Here is a 14032-nt window from a genome sequence, read left to right as displayed (position 1 = left end):
ATTATGCAATTTCATCTTCCAGTACCGGTTCTAAACTGGCGCTAATGGTTTCCATTACCGCGGCTTTCTTGCTCAAATAATCGGCAACAATTTCGCTCAGGTCATAATCGGCCAGGTTTACATCCATCGCTTTTACATAGTAATTAATGGCATTTACGGCATAAAAGAAATGGTTTTTCTCTGTAGGCCCGCAGTGTACGGTAATCCATGCCAGGGTATGTTTCAGGGTATCTTTATCAAAACCATAATCATCCTCCAGCCAACGCGTAAACTTAGGCAATATAAATTCCACCTCGCCGTGGGTATAAATTTCATGTACCAATGTGGTTAAAAGACCAATCAGTAAATCTTTATTGCGCAGTGAATTCTGGTCTTTCCAGTATTTAAAAGCACGGGCACTTGGATCAAGATATTGCCTTAACAACCATCCGTCATCGCCACAGGTATTTGTAGCCATGGTATAAAACAGGTCTGAATGCAGCACTTTTCCAACAACAGCCAAATCTTCATCAACAATTCTGTTTAAGCTCGCTACCGATCGGAAAAGCTGTGCTTCGTGTGGTACAGGTACATTTTTATGGATCAGCATGGTCATACGGTTGCTCAATCCGGCTACAGTAACTGCACTATTGTTGGTTTGGCTCCAGCTATGAAAAAAGGGCTTAAGGTGATCCCTGTCGTGCGGGACTGCCGTAAGTTTAATAAAACTTTCTTCGATTGTTGTAAAGTGTTCTGCCTGTTGCGGGAAATAGGCCAGGAGCTGGTGCTTTAATGGAGATTCTTCCATCCCTTCGAGCACGGGAATGATGATTGATAGTAAATTTTTCACAATTGTTTGGTTTAAGGTTTATTAAAAATGTAAATAAATACAGATAAGAATATTCTTATTTTGTTTTAACCATATCAAAAAGCCAAAGCAGAAATTAATCCGTTATTGCCACGTCATATGATTAATAACAACAATCAGCATAACAAAATTAAATAACTGATATACAGCAGTATAAAAGTTTAAAATAAAATTAAAGGATCATAACCGGGATAACTGAGGAAAGAGCGTTTTGCATTTGAATGAGCGTTTTAAAGTTTGGAATGATGAGATGGATTTTAATTATACATAGATACGGACTTTATTTTCAATAAAAAAAATCCACAAATAATATCTTTAAAAATTACACATAAACACACTTTTAAATTACATATAAGTATTATATATTATACATATGTATTTAAAACGTAATGGATTTTTTAATGTATTACGGAATCAACGTATATTATTCATTTGAAAGTGAGGCTTTTTATTGGACTTAATTAAACATCCACTTATACTAAAATCTGAAGGAGGCATCGGCTTAGTTAAATTAGAAAAATGATTACGCTACCTGAACTGTACAGGTTTAAGCTTTTGGCCAGCTAATAGGGCAATTTCGTTTATTCTTTTTTGCCGGGTTTCTGGTTTTTTAGCGAGTACAAGCCATTGCAGTATGCCTTTTTGAACAGATTTACTTAAACTGATAAAAAAGGGTTTGGAGCCGCGATGAATTTTGAAGGCGAGCGCTAAATCTTTCGGGATTTTCAGTTCTTCTACATCATCTAAAATTGTCCACGATCCATTTTGTTTTGCTTTTTCAATACTGTTGAAACCAGCGGTTGTCATTAATCCTTCGCTGATTAAGCGCTCCACTTTTGCCTTGTTTATTTTAGACCATACACTGTTGGGTTTGCGTTTGCAAAAAAACTGCATAAAGGTTTGAGCATCTATCGATCTTGCTGTGCTATCTATCCAGCCAAAACACAGTGCCTCATCAACAGCCTGGCTCCACGAAATTGACGGCACACTGGATTTTATTTTATGGTAAACAAGCCAAACGGATTGTTTTGAAACATGGTTTTCTGCTAACCATGCTCTCCAATCCCCCTGGCTTGCGGGACAAAAAGTTTCGATCTCTTTTTCTTCCTTTTTCATTTTTAATTAAAATCCGAACTGCCTTAAATGATGATCAAAATGTTTCCATTGCATCAGCGCCCATTCTTCGGATGTTAGCGGCCCAAAAAAAGCCTGTGGATGTGTGGTGCATTTGGCAGGGCCGCCTTCAGAAAAAGCTTTGATCTGTTTGATTACTTTGGCTTTTTCGGCCTCGAAATCGGGATTGCCTTTTATGATATAACTTTTATCAGTTGCACTATTTTTAGGGAACGGCGCTTCGCTAAAAAATTTCGGTTTCAATAGTTTACCAAATAACCTGCCTACAAAACCTAATCTGTCGGAATTGTGCAAGCCCATGGCCGTTTCGAGCGAGGCGTTGCAATGTGCGAGCATCTGGTTTACGTTCATTTTGCCCCATTGTTTCTGAGCTGTTGGGGTTAGTTTTTCAATCCGGGCTAAGATGGCTGCGGTATCGGAAGGATTAAACAGATTGTTCATGGTCATTAATTTTATGTTTACAGCACAAAACTAATGCAGCGCAAAGACAGCCCTATGTCAGGGGTATAAATGCTTTAATGATTTTTATCGAAATATTCCTGTAAGGTCATTTTATGCGGAGCAAATTTCTCGGTAAGCATTTCTAGTTTTTTAATCCGATCCAGGCGGAAGAACCTAAATCCGTTCCGCAAACGGCACCAGGCTACCAATAGCCAGTTTTCCTGCGTACTTAACAGCGCAAAAGGTTCGATTAAACGGTTGCTGGTTTGGTTGGCCTCATTGGTATAATCAATCTTTACAACATAGAAATTAGTGAGGGCAAATTGCAAATCAGACAGGTTATTGCTGTTTCTTTCGTTGTTGAAATTCTGGGTAAAGCGGGTGCGGTCGGCCAAAAGATTTACGTTGTCTTTTACCTGATGTGCCAGTACCGCTTTAATTTTGTCGATGGCTTCTAAATAATCTTTAATAAACGAGGTATCCTTGTTTTTTAATACCAGTTGCTCAGCAAGAATCAGGGCATTGGCCTGGCTTTCGGTAAACATAACGGGCGGAATTTTGTAACCTTCCATTAACCTGTACCCTTTTCCTTCTTCTGTAAAAACAGGAACGCCAGCCTGTTCTAAAGCTTTAATGTCGCGGTAAATGGTTCTTACACTTACTGAAAATTTTCGCGCGAGTTCCGGTGCCGTTAAAAGACGTTTCGTTTGCAATTGAGTTAAAATTGCGGTGAGGCGCGAAAGTCTTTTGGTATCGTTATCGTTCATGGATCGGATTATCATTTAGGCTAAAGAAGTTTTTCCCTGGCGCAATTCCTTTTCTGACTTCGTGAGTCAATAATACGAAAACTAGTCCTTATTGATGCAGACAGAAAGGTTGAATAATAATATACCTACCGAGAATCGTCATCTCGAGCAGAGCGCAACGTAGCCGAGAACCACGTAAGTGCTCAGCGAAGCTAAATCTATCTAGCTAGATCTCTCTCCCGAATATTCGGGACGGTCCGGTCGAGATAACGGCCATTTGTAAAGAAATAATTTTTAACCTAACCGGATCATTTCACCTGTTTTGACTGATTCATCGCAGGCAAAGGCGATTCTTAAACTATTTATGGCATCCTCTGTAGCCTCTGTTAAGTCGATATTTTCGGTAATGGCTTTTAGAAAATAACGCTGCTCGCGGTTGCAAAGTTCCTGGTGACCGGGTTCATCGGTGAGGTCGATCCATTCGTCAGCTTTGCTAAACTCATCTTGTACATTTAAACCAGCATGGTGCACTTTGATCGATTCGGTTTTGGTATGCGCATCGATATTATCAGAGTTTCCGGCGGCACCTGCTTTTTTAGCCATGATGGATACTGAACCTTTCGGGCCAAAAACGTCTTTAATAAAAAAGGCATTATCGCTTACCATCGGGCCCCAGCCTGCCTCATACCAGCCAACAGAACCATCTTCGAAACGGATCTGCAACTGCCCGTAATTGTAATTCCATTCGGGAATATCATCGGTAAGCCTGGCGCCAATGGCACTTACCTGTACAGGTTTCGACCGCGTCATCTGGCACATGATATCGATATAATGCACCGCACAATCTACAATCGGACTTAAACTTTTCATCAGGTTGCGATGTACGGTCCATTTTGGCCCATGACTTTGTTGGTTGAGGTTCATGCGCATCACCAATGGTTTGCCCATTTCCTGAGCCAGTTCCATAAATTTCTCCCACGAAGGATGATACCGGAGAATATAGCCCACCAATAGCTTTTTATTGGCCTTTTTAGCAGCCTCAGCTACTTTTATTGCACCTTGAACCGTATCGGCCAATGGCTTTTCGATAAACACATGGCAACCGCTTTCGAAAGATTTAACCGCGTAAGCTTCGTGTGTATCAGGATAGGTAGAAATGCAAACGGCATCGGGTTTGGTAGCAGCAAGGGCTTCGTAAAAATCGCTGTACAGATCATATTGTCCGCCTAATTTTTCATTCAGTATTTCTTTGCTTTTTCCTGTGGAAACCAATCCGCATATTTCAAAGCCTGGCAAGGTATGATAAGCTGTGGCATGGGAAGCGCCCATATTGCCGCAGCCCACCACCAATACCCGTAATTTTTTATTCTCTGTCATTTTTAAAAGCTGGAAAGTTTTTTTTTAAAAAAAAGTTGTAAGGTTGAAAAGTTTTAAGGTTGAATTTTGGACTGCCCTACTAATCAATCATTTAAAATTCATTCCTTACCCCCCAAAGTCCAGCCTTTGCGGTATTCGCGTTTCACAAACTGATTTACTTCATCAAAATTAGTTACCTTCATGTTTACCTTATCCCATAACATTTTAATGTCCCTGCCCGGATAACTGATTTTGCCTGCTGCATCTTTGCGCTGCACATCGGTTCCGCGGATAGCTAAGTTGGCAATGAGCAAAGTTTCAGTAAGCGGACCAGCAATTTCAAATGGCGAGCTGAGCTGCATTTTTCCATAACCGGCAATTGCGGCTTCGGCAAACTGGGTATAATGGCCTTCTTCCTGATTGACAATCCTCGGAATGGTAATTTTGGTTTTATCCGATTCGTTGCGTGATAAAGGCAGTAACCTTGGATTTTTACCATAAGTTTCGCAGATCATTTTGCCTTTTGTGCCAATAAACAACACCCCGTTATCACCAAAACTTTCGTTTGCGCCCAGTTCTTCTGGCCGTTCGGGTTTAATCCCTCCATCCATCCAATGTACCTGTACTTCGTGCTTGGTTTTGGGTGTTTTGGCAAAAGTCATGATGACGTGACTTGATGGCGGACAACTTTCTGGTAAATAGGCACGTTTGAATTCATCTACATATACACTGCCCACGCTGCATTCTACACTGATTGGCGTATCTAATCCCAATACCCTGAATGGTGGCTCTACCAAATGGCAGCCCATATCGCCAATGGCACCTGTACCATAATCCCACCAGCCGCGCCAGTTAAAGGGAACAAGTTTATTGATGTAATCTTTATAGGGAGCGCTGCCCAGCCAAAGGTTCCAATCGAGTTCTTTCGGCACTGCCTCTTTTGCTGTTGGCCAGGAAATTCCCTGCGGCCATACCGGCCTGTTAGTCCAGCAGTAAACGGTATGTACTTTACCAATCCGGCCAGCATCGTACCATTCCTGCAGTCTCCTTACACCATCGCCAGAAGCGCCCTGATTGCCCATTTGCGTAACCACTTTATAACGGTTTGCAGCTTCAGTTAACATCCTGGCCTCGTAAATATCGTGCGTTAATGGTTTCTGCACGTACACATGTTTTCCCAGCTGCATGGCAGCCATGGCAATTTGTGCGTGGGTATGATCGGGCGTGGATACGGTTACAGCATCAATTTTTTTGCTTTCTTTATCCAATAACTCGCGGTAATCTTTATAATATTTTGCCTTCGGGAAGTTTTTCAGAGAGTTGGCAGCTCGTCTATCATCCACATCGCATAGAAAAGCGACATCTGTTTTCCCACCCCTCACAATGCTGGCAATATCGCCTTCACCTTTTCCGCCTGCACCAATGCCCGCCAGCTGCAAACGATCGCTCGGTGCCAGAAAACCCGGCCCACCCAGCACATGGCGGGGTACGATCATAAATCCGGCCGCAGCAAGGGCCGTTGTTTTTATAAAGTTCCGTCTCGAATTTCCGGTATCCGGATTTGCCTTATCTTCCATTATTATTTCAGGTTATAATGCTAATTTAATTTATTTCTTTTTAGTAGTTGTTTCTTTTTTGCTGAGGTCTTTGATCCTGATGTTGCGGAACTGAACAGGTGAGCCATGCCCAAGAAAACCGATATGACCGCTCTCCCGCGATAAACCCGGGTGTTCCTGGTGATCAGGCGTGCCGCCTTTTTTGAAAGGTTCGATATCGCCATCTAAAATTACGGTACCGTTCAGGATGACTTTAATTTTCGATCCTTTGGCAATTACTTCTTCGTAATTCCACTCTCCGGTAGGTTTCAAAAAGCCTCTTTTGGCCGGGATAGTGCCATAAACAGAGCCATGGTATTGGTACACTTTTAGGTCTTTATAAATCGGTGCATCATTATCTAAAATCTGTAATTCCATGCCTGCATAAGCCGCATCGCCCTCTAACGGTGCCCTGATGCCCAGTCCGTTATTGGCGCCCGGGGTTAACTGAAACTCGAAACGATAAATAAAATCGCTGAATTCTTCTTTCGTGAATAAGTTACCACCCGATCCTTTGCCTGGCTTTGGACGGATGGCGATGTTACCATCTTCAATCACATAATCAGTAGTATTGCCCGTCCAGCTGTGCATGTTGGTCCCGTCGAAAAGAATTTTATACCCTTCTTTTTTTTCCTGAGCGCTGAGCTCGAAAGGTTTCGGACGAGGGATTTCTTTGATGTAAATATCGCGGTAAGCCACTGGCGATCCGTGTGCCTGTAATTCGATCTGTTCTTCGGCAAAAATTGGCAGGCTTCTGTCCCAGTAATTTTCTAAAATTACGTTATCGGTCACCAATTGTCCGTTCAGGTAAACGGTAACGCGATCGCCTTTCATTAAAATCCTGAAGGTATTCCATTCATCTAATTTATTATCGGCTACTTTTAAGGGTTTGCTTTCGTTGGTTTGGTTGTTGTATAAACCACCCGAACCTACCTGTGCCCCCACTTTTGTACGGGCAAGATCCCAGATTTGCACCTGTGGTGTACCGCGCAGATAAATACCGGCGTCGCCTTCCCCTTTTTTATCGTCGATGATTTTCCAGTCTACCAGCATTTCAAAATCACCGTATTTTTTAACCGTTGCCAGGTTATTTCCATGGCTTTGGAACTGTAACTCTCCATTTAACACTTTCCAGCTTTCCTGTGCTTCTTCGTCAGCTTTTACCTGTGCATCAGCCAGGGTTTTGGCATCCATTTTTGATCTTTTAATCGGATCGGCAACCAAACCTTTCCAGCCAGATAAATCTCTACCGTTAAACACTTTTACGAAGCCTTCGCCGGGTTTCATTTCTGAAATGTACTTGCGCATGCCTTCTTTTTGATAACCGGCATCGCCACCGGTAATTACTGCAATGGTTTTGTTCAATAAATCTTTTACAATATCGCCATTATAGGTTCCGGCCATGGTGATATTCATTACCGCATTTGCCGCTGCCTGTTGTAAAGCCGCATTATCTAAATACTGACCCGCGAAAACAATTGCATTGAAGCATTTGGCCTGTTCGGTATCTTTAATAATCTGCTGTTGTTGTGCCGGGGTTTTAGCCACAGCCATTGCAGCACGCAACAATAACAAACGCTGCTCTGCCGGGTAGCTGTTTTTTCTTACCAGCCCAAGATACCCGGAAATGGCTTGGTTTAAAAAATCCGGGTTGGTTGTGGTGCGTGCAATGCTGATCAGTGCATCGGTTGAGCTTGCATCTGCCCATGATGAAAGGGCCTCTATTGCGGCTTTCTTTATTGCATCATCGCCAGCAGCATAAGCATCAGAAACGGCTTTAAGCGATTTTGGTCCGCCCAGGCTCCCCAAAACCTTATAATACAATATTTTTTTACCGGCATCGGTATTGTTCATTTGCTGTAAGATGGCATCCGTTTGCGCGTCTTTATCTGTAATTCCTTTTACCGATGCAATGATGGCATCCTGAATGGCAATCAGTTCGTTTTGATCAGTTGTTTTGTTTAAAAGATCGAACAGTTGTGCCTTATTTTCTGATGTAGAAATACTTTTTAGAGAAAGAAATGCCGCTTTCCTTACTTCCGGGTTTTTACTGTTTAATGAATCATAAATAACTGCGGTCTGATTTGTTGCTGCACGGGCTGCCAAAATATTGATTAAGGCTACCTGTACGTCAGGCTTGGCTTTTGGAATATAAGCCGCCACTTTTGTAGCAACGGTTTCTCCCTTAATTCTCAAAATTCCATTTGAAATAGCAGTAATATCCGAAGTATCGCCCTTGGCCATTAATTTTAGCAAGTCATCTAACACCGCCTCCTCACCAAGTTTTACGGCCGCGTTAATGGCTGCCAGTTTTACCTGTTGATCATCACTTTTAATCAGTTTTAATACTTCAGGCAGTACGGATTTTGCTTTACTATTGGCCAGCATATCTAAAATAGCCACCTGTGTTGGTGCATCAACCTTTTTCAATTGATTAACCCAGGCAGCACCATTGCCATCATTTACACCAGCAGCTGCAAATTTAACCGCAGCCGCACGGTACTCAAATTGCTGATCGTCCATAGCCGATAACAGAACCTGCTGATCAGTTTGGGTTCCGGCAAGTAATTTTAAAGCTGCAATACGCTCATTTACCTGATCAGCCGCTGTTGCTTTTTGTAAGATTGTTTTGGCTATGCTTTCCACCCCAGTTTTATCATTCGTTGCATTTTTTTGCGCATAAACCAATAATGCGGCTACAGCGTTGGTTTGGTCATATTTATAACCTGCCTGTTCAGCGGCTTTTAATAAAATTTCCTTAGATGAAGCATCGCCGATGTTGGCAAGGGCATATAAACTTACCTTAGTTAACTCTTTATCGGTACCTGTTGCCAGCGGTGCAATAACAGTAGCCGCGGCTTTGGTGTTGCTGTGCCCCAAGGCTTCTACAATGGCAATTTTCGCTTTGCCATTTGCTTTACCCAATCCGCTAATTAATGCTTTTACAGCGGCTGGTGTTCCTATTTTAGCTAGTGCCCTTGATGCCTCATCGGCCAGTTGTTCATCGGTAAGGTAACTTTCTAAACAGCTTACGGCAGCATCATTCCCCACCAGATCGAACTGACTAATTACAAAAGCTTTATTTTGTTGATCAGTTAATTTAGGCAAAGCTTTGCAATAAGCTTTAATAGCCATATCTCTTGCCGACTGCTGATCTTTTTTAGTTGCAAAAGCGGTAAAACCACCTACGGCATATTCAATTAAAGCGTTATTTCCTTTTCCTGAGGAGGTTAAACCGCTGATTAAAGTTGCGTATCCATCTTCACCCAGATCGGCAACTTCTTTCATATTGCGCGTTAACTGAGCAGCATCACGGGCAGGTAGCTGCGCCAATAAATCAGCAATGCGTGTGGTTGTAGTCCTTTCGTCTTTTTTATCCTGGGCAAAAACAGTTGAAGTAAATAATGCATTCGAAAGCATTACAATAGCCAACAGCGCCAATATTATTTTTTTATCCATGATGATTTTTATGAAGGGAGGTTTTAAATGGAAAATGGTGCACGCATTACGGGATTAATCAACCTGTTTGCTGCCTCATCATCAATAAACTCTTGCTTAACCGGATCGAATTTTAACGACCTGCCTAACCTTAGAGCAGCTAAACCGATATTCACGATGTTACATGAACGGTGCCCGTTTTCTTCATTCAGGGCAAATTTCTTCCTCGTTCTTACGGATTCTGAAAACTCAACAATTTCAGGATCAGGATCGGGGAACTGGGCGAGTTTACGTTCCAGATCTGGAATATCGGATTTAAAACCGGGATACAACTTGCCCTTTGGCCCTTCTATATAAGGTACGTTGGCATCTTTACCTTCTCCATCCAATATAATCTGGCAGCCGTCGGCATAAGTATAGGTAATCCGGCGCCAAATGCCAACGGCATCGGTATGTTGCTGTGGCGCATCCACTTCAACTGAAACCGGGTTGGTATCGTCTTTCCCCAAGAAATATTGAATCGGATCGATATAATGCTGCCCCATATCGCTTAATCCGCCACCATCATAATCCCAATAACCCCTGAAAGTCTGGTGTACGCGGTGCGCGTTATAAGGTTTATAAGGCGCAGGGCCTAACCATGCATTATAATCCAGTTCTGGCGGCACAGGCTGAGGCTCTAAATGATCTTTACCCACCCAATAAAATTTCCAGTCGTAACCGGTATGTTTGCTTACAGTTACTTTTAGCGGCCAGCCAAGCATACCGCTATCAACCAGTTTTTTAATCGGTTTTACGGTAGTGCCCATCCCGTAAAAAGTATCCTTAAACCTGAACCAGGTATTTAACCTGAACATCCTTCCGTTTTGCTTTACGGCCTCTACCACCCTTTTTCCTTCGCCAATGGTGTGTGTCATAGGCTTTTCGCACCAGATATCTTTGCCTGCATTTGCAGCATCTACGGCCATAATACCGTGCCAGTGTGGCGGGGTGGCAATGTGCACAATATCTACTTCGGGTAACCGGATCAGTTCCCGGTAATCGCTAAACGTTTTTACCCCTTTATCTAACATGGCTGCGGCCTGTTTAAGGTGATTCTGGTCTACATCGCAAATGGCTACTACCTGTGTGCCTTCATATTCGAAATGTCCTCTTCCCATTCCGCCAACGCCAATTACAGCTTTGGTTAGTTTATCGCTTGGGGCGAGATAGCCCTGTCCGCCCATTACATAACGTGGAACAATAGTAAATGTAACAAGGCCAATTGCTGTTTTTTTAATAAAATCGCGCCTGGAGTTAGGCTGTTTTTGTGGTTCTTTAGTTTTCATTTTGGTTAGGATGTTTAAAAACAAGCTTTTACAGGTGGTTAATCCGTGCGGTTCAAAGCATATCTGTAGTTTAATATTAGTAAGAAATAACTGTATTGGCAAAACATCAATGATTTCTTTACGCATTAGAAAAACTTTAATAAATTTTTAACAGAAGTTATCTATATTTATCAAAACAGTATATCTAACCAAATGAATCTTAATCTATTAAATCACTTATCAAATACTAACGATAAGCAGGCTATTCACAAGCACAAGCTCATAAAACATCTTTTTAATTTAGGTAATGCTTCGGTTTCTACCATTTGCGAAATGATGGATATGAGTACCCCCAGCATACTGAAATTGTTAACAGCGCTGATAGATGAGGATTGGATAGAAAAGAAAGGCTATGGCCAATCTATTGGTGGACGAAAACCCGACCTTTATCGTTTAAAAGACAAAAAAATCCTCATTTTATGTATTGATATTGAGTTATTCCATACTAAAATTGCCGTTATAGATAACAATTATAACTTTATATCGGAAGTTGAAACCTTTCTGCTCCCCATTTCGAAAAGCCGGACTGATTTTTTCTCTATTTTAAATACAGCGCTACAGGATTTCTTAAAGTCTTCGGGGATTAACAACAAGCAGTTAATTGGCTGTAGTGTAGGCATGCCCGGTTTAATTGACGCCAAAAAAGGGGAAAATTACAGCTACTTTTTAAATGATGGAGAGAATATTTCTTTAACTGCTGCTTTTGAAGAAATGCTGGATTTACCTGTGGTGATCCAGAACGATGTAAATGGTTCATCTATGGCCGAATTTACCCACGGAATGGCCAGGGGCAAGCAAAATGTACTGGTACTGTTAATGGACTGGGGCGTTGGCCTGGGCATTATTATGGATGGTAAACTGCGGCAGGGCAACTGTGGTTTTTCGGGAGAATTAGGACATATTCCTTTTGTTGAAAATGGGGTATTGTGCTACTGTGGCAAACATGGCTGCCTGGAGACCGTTGCCTCAGGAAATGCCCTATCAGAAATGGCTAAAGAAGGTATTTTATCGGGCAAAAATTCTATGCTTAACCAGCTTACCAAAGAAGAATTAGAAAGGATAGAACCCGCCGTAATTATTAAGGCCGCAAACAAGGGTGATCAGTATGCCATCCAGCTATTATCTAATGTGGGCACCTATATGGGTAAAGGGATATCGATGTTAATTCAACTGTTTAATCCTGAACTGATTGTTTTAAGTGGTAAAATTGCCGAAGCAAAGCAATATATAACTTTACCGATGCAACAGGCCATTAATATGTACTGTATGACGCAGATCAGGGAAAAAACAACCATCGCGTCTTCTGAACTTGGCGAAAATTCGAGGTTATTGGGTTATACGGCATCTGGCATTGATCAATTTCTGGAAGCCTATACCAGCAGAACCAAAAAGCTAAAAAATAAAGTATAAAATGGCTCAAAACACCCTAATATTGTCTGCTGTGAGTCCATTATTTTCATCAGGCCTGCTTAGCTTTGTTAGCAAATTTAAAATCAAAACCAATGGAAACTTATCAAAAAGCCGGGCACGAGCAGGTAAATGGCATTAACATGTATTATGAGGATTATGGTGAAGGCGAAATCCCGCTTGTACTGATACATGGTGGCGGCTCTACCATTCAATCTTCATTCGGGAAACTGATTCCGTTTTTAATAAAATACGGCAAGGTTATCGCAGTTGAACTTCAGGCTCATGGACGGACAAGCGACCGCGACCAACCCGAATCTTTTACGCAGGATGCAAAAGATGTTACAACTTTATTAAGTCAGCTCAAAATAGCAAAGGCCAATTTTTTAGGCTTTAGCAACGGGGGCACTACCACGTTGCATATTGCGGTCCATTATCCTGATGTGGTAAATAAAATCATCGTGGTTTCGGGCAACTATCAACGGGAAGGTTTAATTGAAGGTTTTTACAATGGTTTCGGAGATGCCACTATCGACCACATGCCTGCCGGACTTAAAACCGCGTTCTTAGCTGTAAATCCGGATCAAAAAGCGCTGCAGAATATGTTCGAAAAAGACAAACAACGGATGCTTGATTTTACGGATCTCAGCGATGATGATCTTCGTGGAATTAAATGTAAAGCCTTGTTAATGGTAGCCGACCGGGATGTGATCAGGCCTGAACATGTGGTAAAAATGTCGGGATTGATTGCAGATTCGCAACTTGTGATTTTGCCCGGGGTACACGGGACGATGATTGGCGAGAGCATTGCCCCGGATGTAACTGATAAAACCATCGAAATTACCACACATTTGATAGAAACTTTTTTGAATCAGTAAGCATTTAGGGTCGATCAGTATAAAATTTACCTCCCTCTGATTTAGCTTTTAATATCTTTGCGACATGGAACACGTACTGGATAATCCGATTTATTATGCCTTATCATCCGGCCATGCTCACCATGCAAAAGGTGTAGAAACGGTAAAATATTACACCGAAGACATTACGGCTTTTGCAGGCTTAAAAGATAATTCGCAGGAGAATTTAGATACACTTTATCAGATCAGTGAGCCGGATAGCCTGTTTGTTTTTTTCGCAAAAACACCCGTAGAAATTCCTCAACAGTGGAAATTATTGACGCATATTAATATGTTCCAGTTCATTTTTCGGGGCACAAAAGTTTTTGATACAGATGGAGCCGAACTCACAGATCTTGATCTTGAACATGTTGCCGAAATGATTGAACTTGTAGAATTAACTAAACCAGGCCCTTTCCTTTCCAAAACTATAGAATTGAGCAATTATACCGGCATCTTTGTGGATGGGAAACTGGCCTCTATGGCTGGTCACCGCTTTTTCCCCAGTCCCTACCGCGAGGTAAGCGCGGTTTGTACCCACCCCGATCATTTGGGAAAAGGCTATTCCTTTAAAATCTTACAGGAACAGATCAGGCGGATTTTACTTCGTAACGAAATTCCTTTTCTGCATGTACGCAACGACAATGAAGCCGCGATCAAACTTTACAAGAAACTGGGTTTCGAAATCAGAACGGATATGATTGCCTACGTAATCAAAAAAGAGGCTTCTCAGGCATAAGAGAGAATGTTTCTAAATAGAAATCAGTAAAAAAATTGCGGTTTTAATGGCTTAGTTTTGCGGCAT

Annotated in this window: 11 protein-coding genes; 3 read left to right on the top strand and 8 right to left on the bottom strand. The window is 41.9% G+C overall.

What is annotated here, in order from left to right; translation table 11 throughout:
• Position 1 precedes the first annotated feature (1 nt).
• The 8 genes from ACTJKC_RS10155 to ACTJKC_RS10120 all read right to left on the bottom strand — a co-directional run bounded on the left by ACTJKC_RS10155 (position 2) and on the right by ACTJKC_RS10120 (position 10885).
• Entirely contained in the window at positions 2–829 is an 828-nt protein-coding gene (locus ACTJKC_RS10155) for a hypothetical protein (RefSeq protein WP_440791610.1), read from the bottom strand.
• Positions 830–1375: 546 nt separating this feature from the next.
• The gene (locus ACTJKC_RS10150; RefSeq protein WP_440791609.1) at positions 1376–1963 is read right to left on the bottom strand and encodes a YdeI/OmpD-associated family protein; all 588 of its coding nucleotides are present in this window, start codon (positions 1961–1963) and stop codon (positions 1376–1378) included.
• Between the two features lie 6 nt (positions 1964–1969).
• The gene (locus tag ACTJKC_RS10145) at positions 1970–2422 is read right to left on the bottom strand and encodes a DUF1569 domain-containing protein (RefSeq protein WP_440791607.1); all 453 of its coding nucleotides are present in this window, start codon (positions 2420–2422) and stop codon (positions 1970–1972) included.
• A gap of 74 nt (positions 2423–2496) precedes the next feature.
• On the bottom strand, positions 2497–3189 hold the full coding sequence (locus ACTJKC_RS10140; RefSeq protein WP_440791605.1) for a helix-turn-helix transcriptional regulator: 693 nt from the start codon (positions 3187–3189) through the stop codon (positions 2497–2499).
• A gap of 273 nt (positions 3190–3462) precedes the next feature.
• The gene (locus ACTJKC_RS10135) at positions 3463–4545 is read right to left on the bottom strand and encodes a Gfo/Idh/MocA family protein (protein WP_440791603.1); all 1083 of its coding nucleotides are present in this window, start codon (positions 4543–4545) and stop codon (positions 3463–3465) included.
• A gap of 98 nt (positions 4546–4643) precedes the next feature.
• On the bottom strand, positions 4644–6101 hold the full coding sequence (locus tag ACTJKC_RS10130) for a Gfo/Idh/MocA family protein (protein WP_440791601.1): 1458 nt from the start codon (positions 6099–6101) through the stop codon (positions 4644–4646).
• Between the two features lie 30 nt (positions 6102–6131).
• Positions 6132–9578: a family 16 glycoside hydrolase gene (locus ACTJKC_RS10125; protein ID WP_440791599.1), complete on the bottom strand. Its 3447-nt coding sequence runs from the start codon at positions 9576–9578 to the stop codon at positions 6132–6134.
• Positions 9579–9601: 23 nt separating this feature from the next.
• Positions 9602–10885, bottom strand: a complete 1284-nt coding sequence (locus ACTJKC_RS10120; protein ID WP_440791597.1) for a Gfo/Idh/MocA family oxidoreductase — start codon at positions 10883–10885, stop codon at positions 9602–9604.
• Positions 10886–11077: 192 nt separating this feature from the next.
• Here ACTJKC_RS10120 and ACTJKC_RS10115 point away from each other — a divergent pair, with 192 nt between their 5' ends.
• The 3 genes from ACTJKC_RS10115 to ACTJKC_RS10105 all read left to right on the top strand — a co-directional run bounded on the left by ACTJKC_RS10115 (position 11078) and on the right by ACTJKC_RS10105 (position 13966).
• Entirely contained in the window at positions 11078–12334 is a 1257-nt protein-coding gene (locus tag ACTJKC_RS10115) for an ROK family protein (protein ID WP_440791595.1), read from the top strand.
• 92 nt (positions 12335–12426) lie between these two features.
• Positions 12427–13209 carry an alpha/beta fold hydrolase gene (locus ACTJKC_RS10110; RefSeq protein ID WP_440791593.1) on the top strand — a complete coding sequence of 261 codons (783 nt, stop codon included), beginning with the start codon at positions 12427–12429 and terminating at the stop codon, positions 13207–13209.
• 64 nt (positions 13210–13273) lie between these two features.
• The gene (locus ACTJKC_RS10105; protein WP_440791591.1) at positions 13274–13966 is read left to right on the top strand and encodes a GNAT family N-acetyltransferase; all 693 of its coding nucleotides are present in this window, start codon (positions 13274–13276) and stop codon (positions 13964–13966) included.
• Positions 13967–14032 lie beyond the last annotated feature (66 nt).

Origin of the sequence: Pedobacter sp. 22226, from assembly GCF_052045455.1 — a bacterium.
Classification (GTDB): Bacteria; Bacteroidota; Bacteroidia; order Sphingobacteriales; family Sphingobacteriaceae; genus Pedobacter; species Pedobacter jeongneungensis.
Note: the sequence above shows the minus strand (reverse complement) of the source record. Positions and strands in the feature narration are given on the sequence as shown.